The organism is Streptomyces sp. LMG1-1-1.1 (genome assembly GCF_040815545.1).
Classification (GTDB): Bacteria; Actinomycetota; Actinomycetes; order Streptomycetales; family Streptomycetaceae; genus Streptomyces.
In genome coordinates this window covers 21,927-44,094 of the sequence record NZ_JBFPNH010000065.1, presented here as the reverse complement: position 1 = coordinate 44,094, position 22,168 = coordinate 21,927, and the positions used below count along the sequence as shown (strand labels likewise).

Sequence of the window (22,168 nt, the reverse complement as noted above, 5' to 3'; positions counted from 1 at the left end):
GCTACGCCTCCCGGGGTGCGCGGCCGCCGCCCGCCGGGCCCGCGAAGGCCTGCGCGATGCCGAGCCACCGCTCCGCGTCGGGCCCGTCCGCGACCAGGGCCGTGTCGGCGCGGTGGACGCGCTGGGTGACGAGGAGGCAGAAGTCGAGAGCCGGCCCGGTGATCCGCTGCGCCGCCCCCTCAGGCCCGTACGTCCACGACTCGCCGTCGGGCGCGACGAGTTCGACCCGGAACGGCTCGGCGGGCGCCGGGATGCCCCGTACCAGATAGGCGTAGTCACGGGCCCGTACGCCGATCCAGGCCACGTGCCGGAGCCGGGCCGTGGGCGCGCGGACGACCCCGAGCGCCTCGGCGACGTCCTGGCCGTGCGCCCACGTCTCCATCAGCCGGGCGGTCGCCATCGCCGGCGCGCTCATCGGCGGCCCGTACCAAGGGAATCGGGCGCCGGGCGCGACCTCCCGCAGCCCCGCCTGGAGGAGCTCCCGGCCCTCGCGCCAGCGGGCGAGCAGCTCGGCGGGCGGAAGCTTCGCCCCCTCCTCCGCCCCCTCGTCGACGAACCGGTCCGGCGCCGCCAGCGCCTTCTCCGTCTCGGCGGCGAACGCCTCCGCGTCGGTGGCGGCGAGCAGAGCGGCCCTGTCGGTCCACGCGAGGTGCGCGATCTGGTGGGCGATCGTCCAGCCGGGCGCGGGAGTCTCCGCCCCCCACTGCTCATCGCTCAACTCGCCGACCAGTGCGTCGAGTTCTTCACTCTCGGCGCGCAGGTCGTCAAGGACGACGACGGAGTCGGACACGGTGCGCTCCCCTCGGGGACGGGCGGTCACGGGCCTTCGCGAGGAGCATGGCAGCGGCACCAGAAACAATCAAGCGTGCTTGCTTTAGATTTTTCGGGCGCCGGATCACGCCTCGCAGGTCTGCCGCATGGGGGAGCAGCGGACAGACGACCTGCCCCTCCCCCTACGCCACGCCCCTCCGCGTCGGCCGGGCCACCAACTCGCCGCCGCAGTTGGGACAGACCCCGCCCATCTCCTCCGCGCACGGCACGCAGAAACTGCACTCGTACGAACAGATCCGGGCGGGCCCCTCCGCGGTCAGCACCGCCGTCTCGCACCGCTCACACCGGTCCCGCATCTCCAAGGCCATGACGCGACTCCTCCTTCTCAGAACGCTCTCGAACCCCATCGTCAGCGCCCGCCCCCACCCCCCGAAACAGGCCGGGAGCCAAAGATCAACAGGATCCGGCCCCCGGGACGCCGCGGAAGGCGACAATGCACGGGCGACGGATCGGACGACTTGGGGGAACGACATGCTCACCGGCATCGTGATCGACGCACTCGACGTCACGCGCTTGGAACGCTTCTGGCAGGACGCCACACAAGGCCGCACGGACGGCCTCCGCCTCCGCTTCACCCCGGCCACGGAACCGAAGCCCGCGGCCAAGAACCCCCTCCACCTCGACCTCGCCGGAGGCCCCGCCTGGGAGACCGAGGTCGACCGCCTGCTGTCCCTGGGCGCCACCCGGGTCGACATCGGCCAGGGCGACGTCCCCTGGGACGTCCTCGCCGACCCCGAGGGCAACGAGTTCTGCGTCCTCCGCCCCGGACACCCCGGCGTCCTCGCCGACTCCGGCCTCGTCGCCCTCTGCCTCGACACCACCGACGAGGACCGCCACGCCCAGTCGGACTTCTGGCAGTCCCACACCGCCTGGCACGCCATCGAGTCCCACGACTGGGGCGTCAGGCTCCGCCGCACCCCCACCAGCACGGTCTCCATGGTCATGGGCCCGCCCGCGACGGCGAAGAAGGCCCGGAACCGGCTCCGACTCGAAGTGACCCGCCCCGACCACCGCCCCGGCGAGTTCCTCGACGCCGCAGGCAACGAGTTCCACATCGCGCACTGACGCGCAGGCACCGGCGTCCACCTCACGCTCCGACGCGGAGGCACCGGCTTCCGCCGCGCGCACCGACGCGGAGGTACCGGCTTCCACCTCGCGCGCTGACGCGGAGCAAGCAGGGGCCCGGCGGATCGCGATCCGCCGGGCCCCCGGGCTCTACGGGCGCGCGTCCCGGCTCAGCCGGCCGACGTCTCCGAGGACCGCGCGCCGAACCACTGCTCGGCCCCGAACTCCTCGAACCGCTCCACCTCGACGAACCCCAGCTTCTCCGCGAGCCGCATCGCCCGCTCGTTCGCGCTCTGGGTCGTGAGGACCACGGGCTCCCCGGGGTGCGCCCCGGTGAACCATCCGAGGGCCGCCAGGCAGGCCTCGCCGGCGTATCCGTTCCCCCACGCCTCCGGCAGGAACAGGTAGCCGAGCTCGGCCTCTCCGCCCTCCGGCACCGCTCGCGGCCGACGCTCCGCGTCCCGCCGGTCGAGCGTGATCATCCCGATCATCGTCCCGTCCCGCTCCACCACGAAGAGCCCCGGCCGACGTCCCGGCACCTCCGGCATGGCGCTCTCCAGCTGATCCCGCGGCTGGGCTCCCCCGACGTACGTCCCGACCTCCGGCGACGCGAACAACTCGACGAACCGCGCTCTGTCCCGCGCCTCCGACTCACGCAGCACGAGCCGTTCGGTCTCTATCGGGGCGGGCGGCCATACAACGGAACCGAGTTCAGTCATGCCCGGCAACCTATCGCACGCCCGAAAAATCGACCGGTGATCCGCCCCGCGGACGCAATTCGTCCTGCCCGGCGGCCGGTCGGGTCAGCCTACGAGCCCCCACAGGCCGGCGCGGGGGCATCGTAGATCGCTTCCCCCTCAGTGCCGCACCAGGCAGAACGGATGCCCGGACGGGTCCGCGTAGACCCTCCAACTCCGCTTTCCGTCGCCCTCGTCGAGGAGGGTCGCACCATGGGCGAGGACCTGCCCGTGGGCGACGTCCAGGTCGGCGACGCCGAAGTCGAGGTGGAACTGCTGGGGGCGGTCGGGGTCGGGCCATACCGGGGGGCGGTGGTCGGCGACGCCCTGGAAGCAGAGGACGAGTCCGCCGGGGGTGTGCAGGGTCGACCAGGCCTCGTCGAGCGACCAGCGCCGGTCCGGGCGGTCGACCTCGCCGCCGAGCACGGCGCGGTAGAACGCGGCGAGTTCGCGGGGAGCGGGGCAGTCGATGACGAGGCACTGCAGTTCGGCGATCACGCGCGGAGTGTAGGGGTGAGCGGAGCCGAAGCCGGCGGGTCGGCCGGGACCGTCACGTCGGCCTGGACGATCGGGTCGGCCCAGCCGGCCCAGCCGACCCGGCCGACCCGACCCGGTCGGTCGACCCGGCCCGGTCGGTCAGCGTTCGGCCGGTGTCGCGTCCTGGGCGTCGCGTCGGGCCGCGCGGGCCTGGGTGCGGACCGCGCCGATGCTGGCGGCGATGACGAGGGCGATGGCGAGGGCGTCGAGGAGGGAGAGGGCTTGGCTGAGGAGGAGGAAGCCGGCGGTGGCGGCGATGGCCGGTTCGAGGCTCATGAGGACGGCGAAGGTGGGGGCGGGGAGGCGGCGGAGGGCGAGGAGTTCGAGGGTGTAGGGGAGGACGGAGGACATGAGCGCGACGGCGAGGCCGAGGCCGATCGTCGACGGTACGAGGAGCTTGTCGCCGGCCTCCACGATGCCGAACGGCAGGCTGAGGACCGCGCCGAAGGCCATGGCGAGCGCGAGCCCGTCGGCCTGCGGGAAGCGGCGGCCGGTGCGGGCGCTGAAGACGATGTACGCCGCCCACATGGCGCCCGCGGCGAGCGCGAAGGCGGCTCCCGCCGGATCAAGGCGGTCGAAGCCGCCGCCGCTGAGCAGGACGACGCCGCCGAGCGCGAGCCCCGCCCAGAGGAGGTTCGTCAGCCGGCGGGAGGCGACCACCGAGAGGATCAGCGGGCCGAGGACCTCCAGGGTCACCGCGGCGCCCAGCGGTATCCGGTCGGCGGCCTGGTAGAAGAGGATGTTCATCGCCGCCATGGCGGCACCGAAGACGAGGACCGTGCCCCAGTCGGCGCGGCCGTAGCCGCGGACCTTGGGCCGGCAGACGATCAGCAGCACGGCCGCCGCGAGGACGAGCCGCAGGGTGACGACCCCGAGGGCCCCGGCGCGGGGCATGAGCAGGACGGCGACGGCGGACCCGAACTGTACGGAGAGCCCACCCGCGACGACGAGCGCGACGGGCCCGAGGCGGCGCCCCGCGGTCCCCCGCCCGGCGACACCGGGACCGACACCGGCATCGGCACCGGCGCTGACGCCTTCGCCGACGCCGGGAGGCCCTGCCTCCGCGACGTTCACGACGGGGGCGGGGCCCACGACGGCAGCGGCGGCCGGGGCGACCACATCCTTGACCGGACTGTCCACCGACTACTCCTCCGTACGACGACTCCACACGACCCACTGATCATGCAGTCCATGAAACTGAACCCCTAGTTCAGAATAATGCACTCCACGCCGGCCGTCTCCCTGATTCCCCCTCCCCCGTCACCACCCACGCTACGAGCCTCCGCGCGGCACCGGAAATGCCGATTGCCCTGCGGTTATGCTCCCGGCGCATGAGCATCGAGCTGCGCCACCTCCGCTGCTTCCTCGCCATCGCCGAGGAATCCAGTCTGACCAGGGCGGCGGCCCGGCTCCACCTGACGCAGCCCGCCGTGTCGCGTACGCTCGCCGCGCTCGAACAGCACCTGGGCGCGCGCCTCGTCGACCGGTCGACCCACCACCTCGCCCTGACCACCGAGGGCCGCGCCTTCCTGGACCGCGCCGCCGCGGCACTCGCGGCCTTCGAGGACGCCGTCGACCCGGCGCGACTCCGCCACCGGCCGCTGCGGCTCGGGCACGCCTGGTCGGCGTTCGGGCCGTACACCACTCCCCTGCTCCGGCGCTGGCAGCGCGAGCACCCCGAGACGCCCCTCGAACTCCTCCGCGTCGACGACCGCACCGCGGGCCTGGCGCGGGGCGAGGTCGACGCGGCCCTGTTGCGCGGCCCGGTGGACGCGCCGGGCCTGGTCACGGAGGAGCTCACCACCGAGCACCGTGTCGCGGCCCTCCCGGCCGACCACCCACTCGCCGACCGGCCCCGGCTCGTCCTCGCCGACCTCACCGGCGAGACCGTCGTCCTCAACACCGTCTCCGGCACGACCACGCTCGCCCTCTGGCCGCCCGCCGCCCGCCCCGCCGCCACCCTCACCGTCGCCAACACCGACGACTGGCTCACCGCCATCGCCGCCGCCCGCGGCATCGGCGTCTCCTCCGCCTCCACCGCCGCCCTCCACCCCCACCCGGGCGTCACCTACCGCCCGCTCCCCGACGCCCCCGCCCTCCCCGTCGTCCTCGCCTGGCGCGACGCCTTCCCCCACCCGGCGACGCGCGCCCTGGTCGCCATGGCACGGGACATCGTCGGCGGAACGTGAGCCCGCCCCGCCCCTCGCCGCGCCCGCGCCGGGAGCCGGGGCGGTTCGTGTCGTCGGAGGGAGCGACGGACGGGGCCGGCCGGGTGGGCGCGGCGGCGTCCTTCTATTGCGGCGGGGCCGGCAGCCCGGGTGACGGCCGTCCGCCGGCCGGAGGGTCGTCCGGCCAGCCGTGGGCCGGGGCCTCGTCCAGGGCCTCCGCCAGCAGCTCGGCCAGGTGGCGGCCGCGGTGCCCGGTGAGGTCGGCGATCTGGGTGCGGCAGGAGAAGCCGTCGGCGAGGACGGCGGTCTCGTGGGGCGCGGACGCCAGGGCGGGGAGCAGTCGGTCCTCGGCGCAGGCGACGGAGACGTCGTAGTGGCCGGGTTCGAAGCCGAAGTTGCCGGCGAGGCCGCAGCAGCCGCCGACGAGGTCGCCGGTGAGGCCGGCGCGGGCGCGGAGGCGGCGGTCGGGGGCGTCGCCGAGGACGGCGTGCTGGTGGCAGTGGGTCTGGCCGGTGACAGGGCGGTCGAGGCGGGGCGGCGTCCAGTCGGGGGCGAGGGTCTCCAGGGCCTCGGCGAAAGTGACGACCGAGGCGGCGAGGCGGGCCGCCCGCGGGTCGTCGGGGAGGAGTTCGGGGAGGTCGGTGCGGAGGGTGGCGGCGCAGGAGGGTTCGAGGACGACGACCGGGCGGCTCGGCTCCCCCGTCACGTCGAGTGCCCTCCGCATCACCTTCCTGGCCGCGCCCAGCTGTCCCGTCGAGACGTAGGTGAGGCCGCAGCAGACGCGGCCCGGGGGGAGTTCGACGCCGAGGCCGGCGTCCTCGAGGACGCGGACGGCGGCACGGCCGACCTCCGGGGCGAGGTGGTCGGTGAAGGTGTCGGGCCACAGGGTCAGGGCGGGGGGACGGTCGGAGGCGCGGTCGGCGAACCAGGAGACGAAGGACTGCTCCGCGACTCTCGGCATGGTCCGCTCGGGGGTCACTCCCGCGAGCCGTGCCGCGAAGGGCAGCCGCATCGCCGTGTTCAGGCCGCGTCCGAAGAGGTCGAGCCAGTGCGGGAGGCGGCCCATCGTCCAGTGGGAGCGGGGCCGGCGCCAGGCGCCGGTGGGGCCCGCGTAGTGGTGGTGGAGGAATTCGGCCTTGTAGGCGGCCATGTCGACGCCGACCGGGCAGTCGCTGCGGCAGCCCTTGCAGGAGAGGCAGAGGTCGAGGGCCTCGCGGACCTCCTGGGAGCGCCAGCCGTCGGTGATGATCTCGCCGAGGGCCATCTCGTGGAGGAGTCGGGCGCGGCCACGGGTGGAGTGCTTCTCGTCGCCCGTGGCCCGGTAGGAGGGGCACATCACGGCGGGGCCGGAACTCGGTCCGTCGACGCGGCATTTGGCGACGCCCACGCAGCGGGCGGCGTCCCGGCCGAGGCCGACGAGCGGCAGGCCCGCGAAGCGGAGGCCGGAGTCCAGGGGGGCGGGGCGGACCAGCATGCCCGGGTTGAGGCCGCCGTCCGGGTCCCAGACGTCCTTCACCGCGCCGAAGAGGCCGACGAGCTCGTCGCCGTACATCTTCGGGAGGAGTTCGGCACGGGCCTGGCCGTCGCCGTGTTCGCCGGAGAGGGAGCCGCCGTGGGCGACGACGAGGTCGGCGACGGCTTCGGAGAAGCGGCGGAACTCGCGTACGCCGCGGTCGGTCCAGAGGTCGAAGTCGATGCGGACGTGGACGCAGCCGTCGCCGAAGTGCCCGTACGGGATTCCCCGGAGGCCGAATTCGGTCAGGAGGGCGCGGAATTCGCGGAGGTACGCGCCGAGCCGGGCGGGTGGCACCGCGCAGTCCTCCCAGCCGGGCCAGGCCTCGCCCCCGCCCCGCGGGCCCGTGCGGGAGGCCTCGCCCCCGGGGCCCGTCCGGGTGGCGCCGCCCGGCATCCGGGTGGCCGTGCCGGCCGCGTCCTCGCGGATCCGCCACAGGGCCCGCTGCCCGGCCGGGTCGCGTACGACGACGGCGTCGATCGGGTCGGCGGCGCGGACGAGGGTGCGGGCGGGCCCTTCCCCGTCGACCTCGCAGAAGAGCCAGGCCGCGCCCCGGGGCAGTCCCGTCGCGCCTTGGACCAGGTCGGCCGCCATGCCTTCGACGGTCAGCGGCCCGTACGGGAGCAGTCCCGCGGCGGCGTCGGCCGCGGCGGTCTCGTCGGCGTAGCCGAGGACGACGAGGACGGGGTCCGTCGGGAGGGGGACGAGGGCGACGGTGGCCTGGGTGATCACGCCGAGGGTGCCTTCGCTGCCGCAGAAGGAGCGGGTGACGTCGACGCCGCGCTCGGGGAGCAGGGCGTCGAGGGCGTAGCCGGAGATGCGGCGGGGGAGGCCGGTCGGGTAGCCGGTCCTGAGCAGGGCGAGGTGGCGGTCGACGAGGTCGAGGAGGCCGGCCGGGGCGCCCTGTCCGCCGGGGCCGAGCGTCAACTCCGCGCCTCGGTAGGTCACCACGTCGAGGGAGCGCACGTTGTCCGCGGTGGTCCCCCAGGCGACGGAGTGCGCCCCGCACGCGTTGTTGCCGATCATGCCGCCGAGGGTGCAGCGGCTGTGGGTGGAGGGGTCGGGGCCGAAGGTGAGGCCGTGGGGGCGGGCCGCGTCCCGCAGCCGGTCGAGGACGAGCCCCGGGCGGACGACGGCGGTGCGGTCCTCCGGGTCGAGGGAGACGATCCCGCCCATGTGCCGTGTGAGGTCGAGCACCACGCCGGTGCCGGTCGCCTGGCCTCCGATCGAGGTCCCGGCGCCGCGGGCGACGACCGGGGTGACGCCGTGGGTGCGGCACACCTCCAGGGCGGCCGCGATGTCGGCGGCGTCGCGCGGGGCGACCGTACCGGCCGGAACGCGGCGGTAGTTGGAGGCGTCCATGGTGGTCAGGGCCCTGGCGGTGGCGGAGAAGTCGACGTCTCCGGCGACGGCGGCGCGGAGGGCGGCGGCGAGGTCGGACGCGTGTTCCTGGTGTGTTCCCACAAGGCCAGGATGTCTCAGTCCTCGTCTCATCCGGCGGACATCGGGCGACCGGCCCCTACGGGACCCGATACTCTCCGCCTCGTGGCTGATATCCAGATTCCCGCTGACATCAAGCCCGCCGACGGCCGTTTCGGCGCGGGCCCCTCCAAGGTGCGTACGGAGGCGCTGGACGCCCTGGCCGCCACCGGCACCTCTCTCCTCGGCACGTCCCACCGCCAGGCTCCGGTCAAGAACCTGGTCGGCGAGGTACGTACCGGCATCAGTGACCTCTTCTCGCTCCCCGAGGGTTACGAGGTGATCCTGGGCAACGGCGGCTCCACCGCCTTCTGGGACGTCGCGACCCACGGTCTGATCGAGAACAAGTCGCAGCACCTCACCTTCGGCGAGTTCTCCTCGAAGTTCGCGAAGGCCGCCAAGCTGGCGCCGTGGCTCGGCGACCCGACCGTGGTGTCCTCCGACCCGGGTACGCACCCGGAGCCGGTGGCCGAGGCGGGCGTCGACGTCTACGCGTACACCCACAACGAGACGTCCACCGGTGTCGCCGCCCCGATCAAGCGGGTCGCCGGCGCCGACGAGGGTGCGCTCGTCCTGGTCGACGCGACCTCCGGTGCGGGCGGCCTGCCGGTCGACATCACCGAGACGGACGTCTACTACTTCGCCCCGCAGAAGTCCTTCGCCGCCGAGGGCGGCCTGTGGCTCGCGGCGTTCTCCCCGGCCGCCCTGGAGCGGGCGCAGCGGATCCACGGGTCCGGCCGTCACGTCCCGGAGTTCTTCTCGCTGCCGACGGCGATCGACAACTCGCTGAAGAACCAGACGTACAACACCCCGGCGCTCTCCACCCTCTTCCTGCTCAACGAGCAGCTGAAGTGGATCAACGGCCAGGGCGGTCTCGACTGGGCCGTGGCCCGGACGAAGGAGTCCTCGGACGCGCTGTACGGCTGGGCCGAGGAGTCCAAGTACGCGTCGCCGTTCGTCGCGGACGCGGCGAAGCGCTCGCAGGTCATCGGCACGATCGACTTCGCGGACGAGATCGACGCCGCCGCCGTCGCCAAGGTGCTGCGCGCCAACGGCATCGTGGACACCGAGCCGTACCGCAAGCTGGGCCGCAACCAGCTGCGCGTCGCGATGTTCCCGGCGATCGACCCGGCGGACGTGCGGGCGCTCACGGCCTGCATCGACTACGTGATCGAGAAGCTGTAACACCCGGTTCCGCGGGGAGGGCCCGGCGTCGGACATCGTCCGCGCCGGGCCCTTCGGCGTACCGCCGGGGTCAGCGGCTCCCGCGCCGGTGGTCGCTGGGCGCCATGCCGTACGCGCGGCGGAAGGCGCGGCTGAAGTCGGCCTGGTGCCGGAAGCCCCAGCGGCTCGCGATCTCGCCGACGCCGTGGTGGCGGAGCTCCGGGTCGGCGAGGTCCGCCCGGCTGCGTTCGAGACGGAGCCGCCGGATGGTGGCGCCGACCGTCTCCGGCTCGTCGCGGAAGAGCAGGTGGAGCAGGCGTACGGAGATGTGGTGGTGGGCCGCGATGGCCGCCGGGCGCAGGTCGGGGTCGGACAGGTGGTGGTCGATGAAGGTGCGGATGCGGGCGCGCAGGACCTGTTGCCGGGTCTCGGCGGGCAGGGGGGCGGGGCTGTCGCTCGCGGCGGCGAGGAAGGTGGCGGCGAGGTCGAGCGCGATGCCGCCGAGGCGGCGCAGCTCGGCGGGCTCGCAGCGGTCGGCCTGGGCGCGGAGCCCGTTCAGGTAGGTGGCGAGCAGGGCCCCGGATCCGGTCCGCGAGGGCAGCGCGGTGCCGAGGAGCCGGTCCACCCGGTCCTGGTCGAGCGGCATGGCCGCCCGGGGCAGTCGCAGCAGGCTGACCCGCGAGAGCCGCCCCTCGTCGTGGAACTCGCAGTCCAGGGGGTGGGAGGAGTCGAAGAGCGCCATGTCCCCCGCGGTGAGCAGGGAGTTGTTGCGCCGTTGCTCGATGCCGATGGGGCTGCCGTGGACGAGGAAGAGGAAGTACTGCTCCGGGTCGGCGCGCCGGATGTCGGCGGCGGCCCGCCGCGCGGACATCGGGGAGAAGGCAAAGCAGGAGATGTCGGTGTCGTGGAGGTCGATCGCGGTGGCGGAGCCCTGGAAGCGGTCGACGTACGGGCTGGTGATCGACACCGGCATGACCAGGTCGCCGACCATGTGGGCCCACCATGCGAAGCCGTCGCGCGCGCTGACGCTGGTGGTGGAGACCGATGCCTTCACCCTCACCCCCGTGGTGTGTCCCGCCCATAGTGGGCGGCGGGTGGGGCCCGCAACAGCGGGATCTCGGTCAACTCACCTGAATTCAGCGGAACTTTGCGCCCACTGTGACGCGAATATGCGTCCGGCGCCAACGACCGGGACCGAGGACGAGCCGCACAGTGGTGACCCGGACCGGCACCGTGCCGGGACGAGAAGCAGAGGTGACCCAGTGGCAGAGCAGCGAAGCTTACGGACGCACGGGTGGGCGAAGGCCGTCACCGCCCTCGTGATGACGCTTTTGGCCCTCGTGGCCGCACCCGCCACGGCCGGAGCCACCACGGGCGGAGCCACCACGGGCGGCGGCGAGTTCGCGGCCCAGGCCAGGTCCGCCGGGCTGACCGGAGCGCAGGCCAGGAGCCTCCAGGGCCGCGTCGACGACTATCTGGCGAAGACGCACGGCACCCAGGTCGGCGCCAACAAGATCGCCCTCGACCGCGGCGGCTTCCTGCTGCTCACGCTGCCGGGCGAGCAGCGGGCCCGCGACCTCGACGCGAAGGACGCCGCGGCGGCCGCTGCGCTCTCCTGCCCGTACACGTACGTCTGCGCCTACAAGTACGAGGACTTCACGGGCGACGCGATGTTCCTCTTCGACTGCGGCGTCATGAACCACATCATCTGGAACACGACCGGATCGTGGATCAACAACCAGCGCTCGACCCTGTACGCCAAGTTCTACGACTCCGCCGGCAACCTCGGGTGGACCTCCCCCGGCGGCTACAGCGAGGACCGGCACGCGCCCTGGGGCTGGGTGTGGTACCTGAGCCCCTGCTGATCCGCCGCTCCGGGCTCAGCCCCTGCGCAGCAGGCGCTTGACGCCGACCACGAGGACGGTGGCGCCGGCGAGGACGAGGAAGCCGAAGGTGACGTTGCCCTTCTCGCCCTCGGCGGCGGGCGCCGAGGGGGACTTCGGCGCTCCGCCCGGCGCCGCCTCCGTCGGCTTGCCCGACGGGCGGCCGGCGTCCGGCCGGTCCACCCGCACCACCCGGCTGTCACGGCCCTCGGAGCCGAACATGAAGGCCGAACCGTCCGGGGTGTACGTCACCGACTCCGCCTGGCCCTGGAAGGGCGCTCCGGCGGAGGTGCCGTCGTCGCCGAGGCGGCCGTCCTTCCAGGTGTACTCCTTGGCGCTGAAGTAGCCGCGGAGGACGAGCCGGTCGCCGTCCGGGGAGAACGCGCCGTCGGTGACCCACGGGACCTCGTCGAGGCGGCGGAAGACGTTGGTGCCGGACGCGGAGAGGCGCTCGGGGCCGGCGTAGAGGCCGCCGCCGTCCTCGTTCTTGCTGGCGATGTAGACCCGGCCGGTCTTCGGATGGACCATCATCGCCTCGGCGTTGCGCGGCCCGTCCGCGTACTTCACGTCGTACTGGGTCGCCGTCACCGTCTGGTCCTTCAGGACCTTCGGCTCGGGGAAGCGGTAGATCCAGACGTGGTTCCAGGAGCCGTCGAGGTTGTCGCCGATGTCGCCGACGTAGAGGTCGCCGTCCGGGCCGACGGAGATCGCCTCCATGTCGCGGGGCGTGCCGACGCCCTTCATCGTCAGGGTCGCGACCGTCTTTCCCGTACGGGAGTCGATGCCGTAGATCAGGGGCGCGTCCTGGTCGTTGTGCGTCCAGTAGATCCCCGGGTGGGCGCGGCTCGCGGCGAGGCCGCTGGACTCGGTGATCCTGGGGTCCTCGATCGTGAAGTCCCGGTCGGGTTCCTGTCCTTCGGCATGGGCATGGCCGGCCGGGAGCAGCACCAGGGCCGCCGCCGCGCCGAGGGCGCACAGAACGGATCGCATGGGCCCAAGCCTGCCACGGCGGTGGTGCGGACGCCGGGCGGTGCGGCGCCTCCGTCGTCGGCGAAACCTTGTTGACCTGCGGCGGAGGCCCTGCCATCGTCGCGCGCATGCCCACCTTCACCGCGCCCGACGGCACGGAACTCGCCTATCACGTCTCCGGTTCCGGCTCCGGAGAGCCGCTGCTCTGCCTCCCGGGCGGTCCGCTCCAGGACTCCGCCTATCTGGGTGACCTCGGCGGCCTGGCCGCCCGCCGGCCGCTGGTCCGGCTCGACCTCCGCGGCACCGGCGCCTCCGCGGTGCCGGCCGACCCGGCGTCGTACCGCTGCGACCGGCTCGTCGAGGACGTGGAAGCGCTGCGCGCGCACCTGGGCCTCGACACCGTCGACCTCCTCGGGCACTCCGCGGGCGCGAACCTCGCCGCGCTGTACGTGACCCGGCACGCGGCGCGCGTCGGCCGGCTCGTGCTGGTCACGCCGGGCGCGGCGGCCCCCGGCCTCGACACGAGCGGCGAGGAGCGCCTCGCCGCCGCCCGGCAGCCGTGGCGCGAGGCGGAGCCGTGGTTCCCCGAGGCATACGCGGCCCTGCGGGACCTCGCTGCCGGGCGCGGTTCCGCCGCGGCCTTCGCTGCGGTCGCGCCGTTCTTCCACGGCACCTGGGACGAGGCCGCACGGGCGCGGCACGCCGACGGCGACCGGCAGCGGAACGGCGCCGGCGCGGCCGTCTACGGCAGCGAGGGCGCCTACGCCCCGGAGGCCACCCGCGCGGCGTTCGCCGCGTTCGACCGGCCGGTCCTGGTCGTCGCCGGCGAGGGCGACGCGAACACCCCGGTGCCGACGGCCACCGCGTACGCGGACCTCTTCCCGAACGCCCGCCTCGCCGTCCTGCCGGGCGCCGGGCACTTCCCGTGGCACGACGACCCGCAGTGGTTCGCGGAGACCGTCGGCGCGTTCGTCGCGGCTTAGGCGAGGCGTAGGCGGGGCATAGGCGAGGCGTGGCACCTCCACGGGCCCGGCAGGCCCCCGTGTCCCGGATCACGTCGCAGCGCCGGGAGGCGGTCCGCGATGATATGACCATGCGTTTTCTGTTCGTCGGCGACAGCATGACCATCGGACGCGTCGGCGACTGGACCTGGCGTCACCGGATGTGGCAGCACCTGGAGGCCGTGCTTCCCGGCGGGTACGAGATCGTGGGGCCGCGCACCGGGCTCTACGACCCCACGGCCGCCGACGCGCCGGACGGCGTCGAGGCCTACGCGGACCCCGACTTCCCCGCCGCGGCCCGGCGCCACCTGGCCGGCTGGGGCGAGGGCTGGCTGCACATGGCGCCGGTGATCGGCGAGACCGTCACGGCCACGGGCGCGGACGTCCTGCTGATATCCCTGGGCCTGATCGACCTCGGGTTCTACACGAACAGCGACCAGACGGAGGAGAACGTCCGGGCGTTCGTCGCGGCGGCCCGCGCCGCGAACCCGCACGTGCGGGCCGTCCTCCTGCCGGTCATCCCCAATGTCCGCGCCGGCTACGACGCCCCCTTCGCGGCCGAGTGCGCCCGCTTCAACGAACTCCTCGCCAAGGCCGTCGCCGACCTGGACACGGCCGCCTCACCGCTGCTGCTCGCGACGATCCCCGAGTCGTACGACCTCGCGACCGACACCTACGACGGCACCCACCCCGGCCCCACCGGCGAGCACAAGCTGGCCGCTGCCTTCGCCGACGCGATGCACCAGGCCTGGGGCCTCGGCGGCGCGTACTCCGCGTGAGGGTCAGGCCGCGCGCGTGAGGCGGTTCGCGAAGGTGGAGAGGGTGTACGCGCCCACCCCGAGGACGACCTCCAGGGCGTTGCGGCGGGTGTAGCCGGCCTCCTCGAAGGCGGCCAGGTCCGCGTCGCTGACGGCCCCGGAGGAGGCGAGCACCCGGAGAGTGAACGTCCTGACGGCGGCGAGGCGTTCGGGATCCGGGGCCGGGCCGAGGGCGGCCATCTTGGCCTCGTGCATGTCGACGCACAGGTGGCACTGATTGCGGTCGGCGACGGTCAGGACGACCGTCTCGCGGGAGTGCGGGTCGAGCGTGGTGGACTCGAAGATCGCGCTCAGCTTGAGGAAGCCGTCGAGGGTCTCAGGGGACTCCTTGAGAAGGGCGACGGCGGCGGCGGCGCGAGCGGACATGTCGACGGGTACGGAGGCGGGTGCGGAAACGGATGCGGACAAGGTGGTTCCCCCTGAATGTCTGGTCCGGATGCCTGGGCCGGATGCCCGGACCGGATGTCCGGACGGGCCGGATGTCCGGACCGGATGTCCGGACGTAGAATCGACAACATGGTTGACCATGTCGCTGGAGAAAACGTAAACCAGGTTGTCGATATCGGCAAGGGGATCCCTGACACTCCCCCCGCCGACCGCCCCGCCGACGGCCCCGGCTACGAACTCCCCCTGCTCCTCTTCGGCGGTTTCCGCACGCTCATCGACCGGCTGCACGCCCGTCTCGCGACCGAGGGCCACCCCGACCTGCGCCCCGCGCACGGCTTCGCCATGCAGGCGGTCGGCACCCAGGGGGCCACCGCCAGCGACATCGGGCGGCGCCTCGGCGTGTCCAAGCAGGCCGCGGGCAAGACCGTCGACCGACTGCTCGCCCTCGGCTACGCCGAGCGCGCCGACGACCCCGCCGACGCGCGCCGGAAGCTCGTCCACCTCACCCCGCGCGGGTACGCGGCGCTCGCCCGCTCCGCCGCGATCTTCGACGAACTGCGCGCGGAGTGGGTCGCGGCCCTCGGCGCGGACCGCGTCCGCGACCTGGAGGGCGCCCTGCGGAACGTCGTCCCCGCGGAGACGGCGTTCCGCCTGGACGCCACCAGCTGGCTCGGCGCCCCCTGAGCCCCCCGCCGGTGCCGATCCCCTACGGCATCACCAGGCGAAGGCCTCCGGCGACGGACCAGGGCCCGGGAAGACCTCGTCGAGGCCGGCCAGGACCTCCTCGCTGAGCTCGGTCTCCAGGGCGCGCAGGGCGCCGGCGAGCTGCTCGGGCGTGCGCGGGCCGACGATCGGGCCGGTGACGCCGGGGCGGGTGAGCAGCCAGGCGAGGGCCGTCTCGCCCGGCGCGAGGCCGTGCTTGTCGAGCAGGTCCTCGTAGGCCTGGAGCTTCGCGCGGGCGGCCGGGTCGGCGAGGGTGGCGGCGGCGCGGCCCTCCGTACGGCGCTTGCCCTCGGCCTCCTTCTTGAGGACGCCGCCGAGCAGGCCGCCGTGCAGCGGGGACCAGGGGATGACCCCGAGGCCGTACTCCTGGGCGGCCGGGATGACCTCCATCTCGGCGCGCCGCTCGAAGAGGTTGTAGAGGCACTGCTCGCTGACGAGGCCGACGGAGCCGCGGCGGGCGGCGGTCTCGTTGGCCTGGGCGATCTTGTAGCCGGGGAAGTTCGAGGAGCCCGCGTAGAGGATCTTGCCCTGCTGGATCAGGACGTCGACGGCCTGCCAGATCTCCTCGAAGGGGGTCGAGCGGTCGATGTGGTGGAACTGGTAGACGTCGATGTAGTCGGTGCCGAGCCGCTTGAGGCTGGCCTCGACCGCGCGGCGGATGTTCAGCGCCGAGAGCTTGTCGTGGTTGGGCCAGGCGTCGCCGTCGACGCCCATGTTCCCGTAGACCTTGGTGGCGAGGACGGTCCGGTCGCGGCGGCCGTCGCCCATGGCGAACCAGGAGCCGACGATCTCCTCGGTCCGCCCCTTGTTCTCACCCCACCCGTACACGTTGGCGGTGTCGAAGAAGTTGAGGCCCGCGTCCAGCGCCGTGTCCATGATGGCGTGGCTGGTGGGTTCGTCGGTCTGCGGTCCGAAGTTCATCGTCCCGAGGACGAGTCGGCTGACCTTGAGTCCGGTGCGTCCGAGCTGCGTGTACTCCATGGACGTCAAGCCAACTGCTTCGAGTGCGCTCGAAGCAAGGGCCTTCCCACGCCCTGGGCAGCGGGTACGAGGGGCTACTGTCCGGCCAGCGACGCCACCGCGATGATCGCGAACATCAGTACGAGCACGCCGGCCATGATCCGGTTACGGGTCTTCGGGTCCACCCGTCGAGGTTAACCCGCCCGCCCCGGCCGCCCGCCCCCGGCCCGGCCGCCCTCCGCTCCCTCCAGCGGCCAGCCCCCGACCTTCTCGTACCGCGGCTGCTCACCCCGCACCCCGCCGACCGGCAGGTTCGACCGTACGAGCGCCAGCTCGGCCACCTCCCAGCGGCCGCCCTCGAAGGCGCCCAGCTCGTCCTGGAACGGGCGCAGGTCCACCTCGTCCGTCCGCGCCCGGGCGAGCGTCACGTGCGCCTGGTAGCGGCGGTGCTCCTCCATCGCGACCCCCGCCCGCCGCGCGGCGGCGTCCGCCCGCTCGGCCAGCAGCCGCAGCTCGTCCAGCCCCCCGGCCACACCCGTCCACAGCGCCCGCCGTCCGAAATGCCCGCCCCCGTGCAGCCGCAGCGCGAACGGCGGCGTCCGGTGCGCGGCCCTGGCCAGCCGCTCCCGCAGCTCCGGCAGCAGCCCCTCGTCCACCTCCCCCATGAAGGCGAGCGTCAGGTGCCACCCGGGCCGCGCCGTCCACCGCAGCCCGTCGGCCCCCGGCAGCCGGTGCAGCCGATCGACGACGTGTCCGAGCTCGGTCAGCCGCTCAGGGGGCGGCAGGACCGCGGCGAAGAGCCTCATGGGGGAAGTCTGACAGGGGTTAGCCTCGGCGGCATGAAGATCCGTAAGGGTGGGGCGGGCGACCTCCCCGCGATACTCGCGATACTCGACAGCGCCGTGGTGTGGTTGAACGGCAAGGGGATCACCGCGCAGTGGGGCACCGAGTCGTTCTCCGGGCGGGCCTCGGCGGTGGAGCAGGTCGAGCGGACGATGGGCGAGGGCGATCCGTGGATCGCCGAGATCGACGGTGTGCCGGCGGGCACGATGACCCTGACTCCGCACCCCGGCCGGTTCATCGCGCCCGCAGGCGAGCCGGAGGTGTACGTACGCCTCCTCGCGACCGACGCGCGCTTCCACGGCCACGGGGTGGGGGCGGCGCTCCTGGAGCACGCGGCGGCGGAGACCCGGCGGCAGGGCGTCTCCCTGCTCCGGGTGGACTGCTTCGCCGGCAGCGAGGGCCGGCTGATCGCGTACTACGAGGACCGGGGCTTCACCCGCACCGAGGCGTTCACGGTGGGCGACTGGCCGGGGCAGGTGCTGGAGCGGCGGTTCTGAGGGACGTACGGGGACGGGGGAGGTCCTGAGGTACGGGAGGGGCCCCTGGGCGCGTGGGCCGTGACCGCCCGCCGCGCTGCGGGGTGGGCGGGTCCGTTCCGGGGGTGGGCGGGTCCGTTCCGGGGGTGGGCGGGTCCGTTCCGGGGGTGGGCGGGTCCGTTCCGGGGGTGGGCGCGCCCGTTCCGCCCCGCGGAACGCGTGCCCACCCCCCGGAGGAGGACTACGCCGCCGTCGCCAGCCGCTCGCGGGCCACGAAGCGGACCTGGGGGTGGCCGTGGCGCCAGCCCATGGCCACCTTGAGGCCGCCGACGCGGGCGAGGACGAGGCCGACGACGACCGCGGCCGCGAGCGAGATCGCGCCGCCCGTCGCGAAGCCGACGCGGGCGCCGTAGGTGTCGGTGACCCAGCCGAGGAGGGGCGCGCCGATCGGCGTGCCGCCGGCGAAGACCATCATGTAGAGGCTCATGACGCGGCCGCGCATGGCCGGGTCGGTGGCCATCTGGACGGCCGAGTTCGCGGTGATGTTGACCGTGAGGCCGATCATGCCGATCGGTACGAGCAGCAGCGCGAACATCCAGAACGCGGGCGACAGGGCCGCCGCGATCTCCAGGACGCCGAAGACGGCCGCCGCGATCACCAGCATCCGCAGCCGGGTCGAGCCGCGGCGGGCCGCGGCGAGGGCGCCGACGAGGGAGCCGGCCGCCATCAGGGTGTTGAGGAAGCCGTACGTGCCGGCGCCGACGCGGAAGACGTCGCCGGAGAAGGCGGTGAGCCAGATCGGGAAGTTGAACCCGAAGGTGCCGATGAAGCCGACGAGGACGATCGGCCAGATGAGGTCCGGCCGCCCGGCGACGTACCGCAGGCCCTCTCTCAGCTGGCCCTTGCCGCGCGGGGCGCGCTCGACCTTGTGGAGTTCACTCGTCCGCATGAGCAGGAGGCTCACGAGCGGGGCGAGGAACGACAGGCCGTTGAGGAGGAAGGCCCAGCCGCTGCCGACTCCGGCGATGAGGACACCGGCGACGGCGGGGCCGACGAGCCGCGCGGACTGGAAGTTCGCCGAGTTGAGGGAGACGGCGTTGCGCAGCTGCTTCGGGCCGACCATCTCGGAGACGAAGGACTGCCGGGCCGGGTTGTCGACGACGGTCACCATGCCGAGCAGGAAGGCGATCAGGTAGACGTGCCAGACCTGGACGGAGCCGGAGAGGGTGAGGACGGCGAGCGCGAGGCCGCAGAGTCCGAGGGCGCCCTGGCTGAAGAGGAGCAGGAGGCGCTTCGGGTAGCGGTCGGCGATGACACCGCCGTACAGCCCGAAGAGCAGCATCGGCAGGAACTGCAGGGCCGTCGTGATGCCGACGGCGGCGGCCGAGCCGGTGAGGCTCAGGACCAGCCAGTCCTGGGTGATCCGGGCCATCCACGTACCGGTGTTGGAGACGATCGCTCCGGTGAAGAACAGCCGGTAGTTCCGGATCCTGAGGGAGGAGAAGGTGTCCCCGAAGAGGGTTCCTCCCCTCCCACGGGTGTCGAGGGTGGGTTTGTGGACGGGTGCGGAGTCTGCTCCGTGTCCCGTACTCAAAGTGCGTCGCCTCCTTGGGCGCGTCGGCGGGGTCCGGGGGTCGTCCCCGGTCCTGTGGCCTAGCCCCGGGAAGCCGGGGGCAGGTGGGCGAGCTTCTCCAGGACCGGGGCGGCCGCGCGCAGCTTGGCCCATTCGTCCTCGTCCAGGCCTTCGGCGAGGGCGGCCAGCCAGGCGTTCCGCTTGCGGCGGGACTCCTCGAGCATGGCCGTGGCCTGCTCGGTCTGGCTGACCACCTTCTGCCGGCGGTCGTCGGGGTGCGGCTCCAGCCGGACCAGTCCCTTGGCTTCGAGCAGCGCGACGATGCGGGTCATCGACGGCGGCTGGACGTGTTCCTTGCGGGCCAGCTCACCGGGGGTGGCCGAGCCGCAGAGCGACAGGGTGCCGAGCACCGACATCTCGGTCGGGCTCAGCGATTCGTCGACGCGCTGGTGCTTGAGTCGTCGGCCCAGTCGCATGACGGAGGAGCGGAGCGCGTTCACGGCCGCGGCGTCGTCGGCGGTGCCGTGGGACAGGTCTGGCATGTTTGTTAGCCTAACTCATTACTCTGTCTAAATACCAACAGGAACACTCCGACGTCACACGAATCACATCCGGGCAGGTCACGCTTGCATATCCATGCATCACCCAAATGAGTGAGTCGGATCCGGAAAGTGACGCGAAGGAGCCCCTGCTGCCCCGACCCTGAACGACATGGGATCGACAGTGCTCAGCCTGCGCATCGACAGTGAGCTGCTCGACCGGCTCAAGAGTCACGCCGCGAAAAGAGGAATGAGCGTCCAGGACTATGTCGTCCGGACGCTCATTCGGGAGGACTTCGACGCGCGGTTCAAGACCGCCGTAGAGGAGACGGAGAAGTTCTACGGGGCCTCCGACGCGCCCCGCGACGATCAGGTCAGGCCCAGCGCCGGCATCGCGTAGTAGAAGACGAACACAGCCGACACGACGTACATGGCCACCGGGACCTCACGGCCCCGGCCGGTCGCGAGTCGCAGCACGCTGAACGCGATGAAGCCGATGCCGATGCCGTTCGTGATCGAGTACGTGAACGGCATCATCACCATGGCCAGGAACGCCGGCACCGCGATGGTGAAGTCGCTCCAGTCGATGTCCTTGACCGAACCGGCCAGGATCAGGAAGCCGACCGCGAGCAGCGCGGGCGTGGCCGCCTGGGACGGGACCATCGTCGCCAGCGGCGTGAGGAACAGCGCCACCGAGAACAGACCACCGGTCACGACCGAGGCGAGGCCCGTGCGCGCGCCCTCGCCGACGCCCGCCGTCGACTCCACGAAGCACGTGGTGGCCGAGGAGGAGGTCGCGCCGCCGGAGGCGACGGCCAGACCGTCGACCAGCAGGACCTTGTTGATGCCGGGGAAGTTGCCGTCCTTGTCGATCAGCTTGGCCTCGTCGCCGACGCCCAGGATCGTGCCCATCGCGTCGAAGAAGCAGGACAGCAGCACGGTGAAGACGAAGAGGACGCCGGTCAGCATGCCGACCTTGCCGAAGCCGCCGAACAGACTGACCTCGCCCACCAGGCCGAAGTCCGGCGAGGCCACCGGGTTGCCCGGCCACTCCGGGGTGGTGAGGCCCCAGGACGGGACGGTCGCGACCGCGTTGATCACCATCGCGACGATCGTCATGACGACGATCGAGATGAGGATCGCGCCCGGCACCTTGCGGATGATCAGGGCGAGGGTGAGGAGCGTGCCGAGGATGAAGACCAGGACCGGCCAGCCGGTGAGGTGACCGTCGCCGCCCAGCTGGAGCGGGACGGTGGTGTGCGCGGCGTCGGGGATGCGGGAGACGAAGCCCGAGTCGACGAGGCCGATCAGCATGATGAAGAGGCCGATGCCGATCGCGATGCCCTTGCGCAGGCCGACCGGGACCGCGTTCATCACGCGCTCGCGCAGACCGGTCGCGACGAGCAGCATCACGACGATGCCCGCGAGGACGACCATGCCCATGGCGTCCGGCCAGGACATCTTCGGCGCGAGCTGGAGCGCGACGACCGTGTTGACGCCGAGGCCGGCGGCGAGGGCGATCGGGACGTTGCCGATGACGCCCATGAGCAGGGTCGTGAAGGCGGCCGTCAGGACGGTCGCGGTGACGAGCTGGCCGCTGTCGAGCTGGTGCCCGTACATGTCCTTGGCGCTGCCGAGGATGATCGGGTTCAGCACGATGATGTAGGCCATCGCGAAGAACGTGGCGAAGCCGCCGCGGACCTCGCGGGCCACGGTGGAACCGCGCTCGGAGATCTTGAAGTAGCGGTCGAGGCCGGAGGCGGGAGTTCCCTGGTCCTGGGGGTTCTCGGGGCTCTCCGGGGATGTGGCCTTGGCGGTGGCCGTGGTGCTCATGGCTGGGGTTCCTCTTCGGAAGAAGTCCTTTTTTGGCGGTTCATACGAAGGAAACACGCCACAGGCAAACCGTTTCAGTATGAACACATGAACGAGCGAGCGTCCATCTCCGCGCGTAGACCATGCAGAGGTGCGAATTCGCGCCACCTAGACTGAGCCCATGGCGAAGTGGACACCGAAGCACGAGGCACCCGAGCCCCTGGAAGGGCCCGTCGTCGCCACCATCACCGGCGGGACGATCCTCTGGTTCGCCCTCTTCCTCGTCCAGGTCCCCTTCTACGGCTGGTTCGCCGACCGCGACCTCACCTCATGGGTGTGGACCTGCCTGGCCGGCGCCGGACTCGGCCTGATCGGCATCTGGTACGTACGGAAGCGGGACGCGGCGATCAAGCGGCACGCGGCGGCCCGGGCGGCGGAAGCGGCCGAAGCGGACGCACCGCGACCCACCGGCGACGACCTCGCGTAGGACGGGCCCGCGCAAGACGGGCCTGCGCCCACGGCGGGTCCCCACGTAAGGCCAGGGACGATTCCCGCCCTGCGGCCCACGACGGGTCCCGCGTAAGACCAACGGGTCCCGCGTAAGACCAGGGGACGATTCCCGTCCTCCCCTGGTCCGCACTTCGCCCTGCTCGGCAGGTGAACGGTCGAATCCGGCCGTACCGTCGAAAA

The 22,168-nt window shown here is 72.8% G+C and carries 24 protein-coding genes; 10 read left to right on the top strand and 14 right to left on the bottom strand.

The window, feature by feature from the left end:
* Position 1 precedes the first annotated feature (1 nt).
* Both MRBLMG1_RS31285 and MRBLMG1_RS31280 read right to left on the bottom strand, forming a co-directional pair.
* Complete coding sequence (locus MRBLMG1_RS31285; RefSeq protein WP_367827532.1) at positions 2-790, bottom strand: TIGR03084 family metal-binding protein; 789 nt, start codon at positions 788-790, stop codon at positions 2-4.
* 163 nt (positions 791-953) lie between these two features.
* Positions 954-1,139, bottom strand: coding sequence for a DUF1272 domain-containing protein (locus tag MRBLMG1_RS31280; RefSeq protein ID WP_367827531.1), 186 nt, complete (start codon positions 1,137-1,139; stop codon positions 954-956).
* A 163-nt stretch (positions 1,140-1,302) separates the two neighbouring features.
* Between MRBLMG1_RS31280 and MRBLMG1_RS31275 the strand changes: the two genes are divergently transcribed.
* The gene (locus MRBLMG1_RS31275) at positions 1,303-1,896 is read left to right on the top strand and encodes a VOC family protein (RefSeq protein ID WP_367827530.1); all 594 of its coding nucleotides are present in this window, start codon (positions 1,303-1,305) and stop codon (positions 1,894-1,896) included.
* A gap of 170 nt (positions 1,897-2,066) precedes the next feature.
* Here the strand turns inward: MRBLMG1_RS31275 and MRBLMG1_RS31270 are convergent, their stop codons facing one another.
* From MRBLMG1_RS31270 to MRBLMG1_RS31260, 3 genes are all read right to left on the bottom strand, one after another.
* Positions 2,067-2,615, bottom strand: coding sequence for a GNAT family N-acetyltransferase (locus tag MRBLMG1_RS31270; protein ID WP_367827529.1), 549 nt, complete (start codon positions 2,613-2,615; stop codon positions 2,067-2,069).
* A 138-nt stretch (positions 2,616-2,753) separates the two neighbouring features.
* Positions 2,754-3,131 (bottom strand): VOC family protein, encoded by a 378-nt coding sequence (locus MRBLMG1_RS31265; protein ID WP_367827528.1) that lies wholly within the window; start codon positions 3,129-3,131, stop codon positions 2,754-2,756.
* A 138-nt stretch (positions 3,132-3,269) separates the two neighbouring features.
* A complete protein-coding gene (locus MRBLMG1_RS31260; RefSeq protein ID WP_367827753.1) occupies positions 3,270-4,244 on the bottom strand; it encodes an EamA family transporter in 975 nt (324 codons plus the stop codon).
* 257 nt (positions 4,245-4,501) lie between these two features.
* Between MRBLMG1_RS31260 and MRBLMG1_RS31255 the strand changes: the two genes are divergently transcribed.
* Positions 4,502-5,359: a LysR family transcriptional regulator gene (locus tag MRBLMG1_RS31255; RefSeq protein WP_367827527.1), complete on the top strand. Its 858-nt coding sequence runs from the start codon at positions 4,502-4,504 to the stop codon at positions 5,357-5,359.
* Between the two features lie 103 nt (positions 5,360-5,462).
* Here MRBLMG1_RS31255 and MRBLMG1_RS31250 read toward each other — a convergent pair whose 3' ends face one another.
* On the bottom strand, positions 5,463-8,345 hold the full coding sequence (locus MRBLMG1_RS31250; RefSeq protein WP_367827526.1) for an FAD-binding and (Fe-S)-binding domain-containing protein: 2,883 nt from the start codon (positions 8,343-8,345) through the stop codon (positions 5,463-5,465).
* Between the two features lie 51 nt (positions 8,346-8,396).
* Here MRBLMG1_RS31250 and serC point away from each other — a divergent pair, with 51 nt between their 5' ends.
* Positions 8,397-9,515, top strand: coding sequence for a phosphoserine transaminase (serC, locus tag MRBLMG1_RS31245; RefSeq protein ID WP_367827525.1), 1,119 nt, complete (start codon positions 8,397-8,399; stop codon positions 9,513-9,515).
* Positions 9,516-9,585: 70 nt separating this feature from the next.
* Here the strand turns inward: serC and MRBLMG1_RS31240 are convergent, their stop codons facing one another.
* Positions 9,586-10,554 (bottom strand): helix-turn-helix domain-containing protein, encoded by a 969-nt coding sequence (locus MRBLMG1_RS31240; RefSeq protein ID WP_367827524.1) that lies wholly within the window; start codon positions 10,552-10,554, stop codon positions 9,586-9,588.
* Positions 10,555-10,756: 202 nt separating this feature from the next.
* Here MRBLMG1_RS31240 and MRBLMG1_RS31235 point away from each other — a divergent pair, with 202 nt between their 5' ends.
* Positions 10,757-11,359 (top strand): peptidase inhibitor family I36 protein, encoded by a 603-nt coding sequence (locus MRBLMG1_RS31235; protein WP_367827523.1) that lies wholly within the window; start codon positions 10,757-10,759, stop codon positions 11,357-11,359.
* Positions 11,360-11,374: 15 nt separating this feature from the next.
* Here MRBLMG1_RS31235 and MRBLMG1_RS31230 read toward each other — a convergent pair whose 3' ends face one another.
* The gene (locus MRBLMG1_RS31230; RefSeq protein ID WP_367827522.1) at positions 11,375-12,367 is read right to left on the bottom strand and encodes a WD40 repeat domain-containing protein; all 993 of its coding nucleotides are present in this window, start codon (positions 12,365-12,367) and stop codon (positions 11,375-11,377) included.
* A gap of 107 nt (positions 12,368-12,474) precedes the next feature.
* On the opposite strand from MRBLMG1_RS31230, the gene MRBLMG1_RS31225 reads away from it, so the two are divergent.
* Both MRBLMG1_RS31225 and MRBLMG1_RS31220 read left to right on the top strand, forming a co-directional pair.
* Complete coding sequence (locus MRBLMG1_RS31225) at positions 12,475-13,329, top strand: alpha/beta fold hydrolase (protein WP_367827521.1); 855 nt, start codon at positions 12,475-12,477, stop codon at positions 13,327-13,329.
* A gap of 110 nt (positions 13,330-13,439) precedes the next feature.
* A complete protein-coding gene (locus tag MRBLMG1_RS31220; RefSeq protein ID WP_367827520.1) occupies positions 13,440-14,126 on the top strand; it encodes a GDSL-type esterase/lipase family protein in 687 nt (228 codons plus the stop codon).
* Positions 14,127-14,129: 3 nt separating this feature from the next.
* Here the strand turns inward: MRBLMG1_RS31220 and MRBLMG1_RS31215 are convergent, their stop codons facing one another.
* Entirely contained in the window at positions 14,130-14,531 is a 402-nt protein-coding gene (locus tag MRBLMG1_RS31215) for a carboxymuconolactone decarboxylase family protein (RefSeq protein WP_367827752.1), read from the bottom strand.
* Positions 14,532-14,681: 150 nt separating this feature from the next.
* Here MRBLMG1_RS31215 and MRBLMG1_RS31210 point away from each other — a divergent pair, with 150 nt between their 5' ends.
* Positions 14,682-15,236, top strand: coding sequence for a MarR family winged helix-turn-helix transcriptional regulator (locus tag MRBLMG1_RS31210; RefSeq protein ID WP_367827519.1), 555 nt, complete (start codon positions 14,682-14,684; stop codon positions 15,234-15,236).
* A 30-nt stretch (positions 15,237-15,266) separates the two neighbouring features.
* On the opposite strand, the gene MRBLMG1_RS31205 is transcribed toward MRBLMG1_RS31210, so the two are convergent.
* Together MRBLMG1_RS31205 and thpR are read right to left on the bottom strand one after the other, a co-directional pair.
* Positions 15,267-16,256 carry an aldo/keto reductase gene (locus MRBLMG1_RS31205; protein WP_367827518.1) on the bottom strand — a complete coding sequence of 330 codons (990 nt, stop codon included), beginning with the start codon at positions 16,254-16,256 and terminating at the stop codon, positions 15,267-15,269.
* Between the two features lie 173 nt (positions 16,257-16,429).
* A complete protein-coding gene (thpR, locus tag MRBLMG1_RS31200) occupies positions 16,430-17,041 on the bottom strand; it encodes an RNA 2',3'-cyclic phosphodiesterase (protein ID WP_367827517.1) in 612 nt (203 codons plus the stop codon).
* A gap of 33 nt (positions 17,042-17,074) precedes the next feature.
* Here thpR and MRBLMG1_RS31195 point away from each other — a divergent pair, with 33 nt between their 5' ends.
* Positions 17,075-17,575, top strand: coding sequence for a GNAT family N-acetyltransferase (locus MRBLMG1_RS31195; RefSeq protein ID WP_367827516.1), 501 nt, complete (start codon positions 17,075-17,077; stop codon positions 17,573-17,575).
* A 220-nt stretch (positions 17,576-17,795) separates the two neighbouring features.
* On the opposite strand, the gene MRBLMG1_RS31190 is transcribed toward MRBLMG1_RS31195, so the two are convergent.
* Positions 17,796-19,148 (bottom strand): MFS transporter, encoded by a 1,353-nt coding sequence (locus MRBLMG1_RS31190; RefSeq protein ID WP_367827515.1) that lies wholly within the window; start codon positions 19,146-19,148, stop codon positions 17,796-17,798.
* A gap of 59 nt (positions 19,149-19,207) precedes the next feature.
* A complete protein-coding gene (locus MRBLMG1_RS31185) occupies positions 19,208-19,669 on the bottom strand; it encodes a MarR family winged helix-turn-helix transcriptional regulator (protein WP_367827514.1) in 462 nt (153 codons plus the stop codon).
* Between the two features lie 169 nt (positions 19,670-19,838).
* Between MRBLMG1_RS31185 and MRBLMG1_RS31180 the strand changes: the two genes are divergently transcribed.
* Positions 19,839-20,066 carry a hypothetical protein gene (locus MRBLMG1_RS31180; RefSeq protein ID WP_367827513.1) on the top strand — a complete coding sequence of 76 codons (228 nt, stop codon included), beginning with the start codon at positions 19,839-19,841 and terminating at the stop codon, positions 20,064-20,066.
* Here the strand turns inward: MRBLMG1_RS31180 and MRBLMG1_RS31175 are convergent.
* Positions 20,036-21,499, bottom strand: a complete 1,464-nt coding sequence (locus MRBLMG1_RS31175; RefSeq protein ID WP_367827512.1) for an NCS2 family permease — start codon at positions 21,497-21,499, stop codon at positions 20,036-20,038. The two genes, MRBLMG1_RS31180 and MRBLMG1_RS31175, sit on opposite strands and share 31 nt — an antisense overlap.
* 160 nt (positions 21,500-21,659) lie before the next feature.
* Between MRBLMG1_RS31175 and MRBLMG1_RS31170 the strand changes: the two genes are divergently transcribed.
* Positions 21,660-21,965 (top strand): DUF2530 domain-containing protein, encoded by a 306-nt coding sequence (locus MRBLMG1_RS31170; RefSeq protein WP_367827511.1) that lies wholly within the window; start codon positions 21,660-21,662, stop codon positions 21,963-21,965.
* The last annotated feature ends 203 nt before the right edge of the window (positions 21,966-22,168 follow it).

Coding starts and splice junctions, on each gene's coding strand:
- MRBLMG1_RS31280 (WP_367827531.1), bottom strand. CDS start 1,139: ATGGCCTTGGAGATGCGGGACCGGTGTGAGCGGTGCGAGACGGCGGTG.
- MRBLMG1_RS31275 (WP_367827530.1), top strand. CDS start 1,303: ATGCTCACCGGCATCGTGATCGACGCACTCGACGTCACGCGCTTGGAA.
- MRBLMG1_RS31270 (WP_367827529.1), bottom strand. CDS start 2,615: ATGACTGAACTCGGTTCCGTTGTATGGCCGCCCGCCCCGATAGAGACC.
- MRBLMG1_RS31255 (WP_367827527.1), top strand. CDS start 4,502: ATGAGCATCGAGCTGCGCCACCTCCGCTGCTTCCTCGCCATCGCCGAG.
- MRBLMG1_RS31250 (WP_367827526.1), bottom strand. CDS start 8,345: ATGAGACGAGGACTGAGACATCCTGGCCTTGTGGGAACACACCAGGAA.
- MRBLMG1_RS31230 (WP_367827522.1), bottom strand. CDS start 12,367: ATGCGATCCGTTCTGTGCGCCCTCGGCGCGGCGGCGGCCCTGGTGCTG.
- MRBLMG1_RS31225 (WP_367827521.1), top strand. CDS start 12,475: ATGCCCACCTTCACCGCGCCCGACGGCACGGAACTCGCCTATCACGTC.
- MRBLMG1_RS31220 (WP_367827520.1), top strand. CDS start 13,440: ATGCGTTTTCTGTTCGTCGGCGACAGCATGACCATCGGACGCGTCGGC.
- MRBLMG1_RS31215 (WP_367827752.1), bottom strand. CDS start 14,531: ATGTCCGCTCGCGCCGCCGCCGCCGTCGCCCTTCTCAAGGAGTCCCCT.
- MRBLMG1_RS31210 (WP_367827519.1), top strand. CDS start 14,682: ATGGTTGACCATGTCGCTGGAGAAAACGTAAACCAGGTTGTCGATATC.
- MRBLMG1_RS31205 (WP_367827518.1), bottom strand. CDS start 16,256: ATGGAGTACACGCAGCTCGGACGCACCGGACTCAAGGTCAGCCGACTC.
- thpR (WP_367827517.1), bottom strand. CDS start 17,041: ATGAGGCTCTTCGCCGCGGTCCTGCCGCCCCCTGAGCGGCTGACCGAG.
- MRBLMG1_RS31195 (WP_367827516.1), top strand. CDS start 17,075: ATGAAGATCCGTAAGGGTGGGGCGGGCGACCTCCCCGCGATACTCGCG.
- MRBLMG1_RS31185 (WP_367827514.1), bottom strand. CDS start 19,669: ATGCCAGACCTGTCCCACGGCACCGCCGACGACGCCGCGGCCGTGAAC.
- MRBLMG1_RS31180 (WP_367827513.1), top strand. CDS start 19,839: ATGGGATCGACAGTGCTCAGCCTGCGCATCGACAGTGAGCTGCTCGAC.
- MRBLMG1_RS31175 (WP_367827512.1), bottom strand. CDS start 21,499: ATGAGCACCACGGCCACCGCCAAGGCCACATCCCCGGAGAGCCCCGAG.
- MRBLMG1_RS31170 (WP_367827511.1), top strand. CDS start 21,660: ATGGCGAAGTGGACACCGAAGCACGAGGCACCCGAGCCCCTGGAAGGG.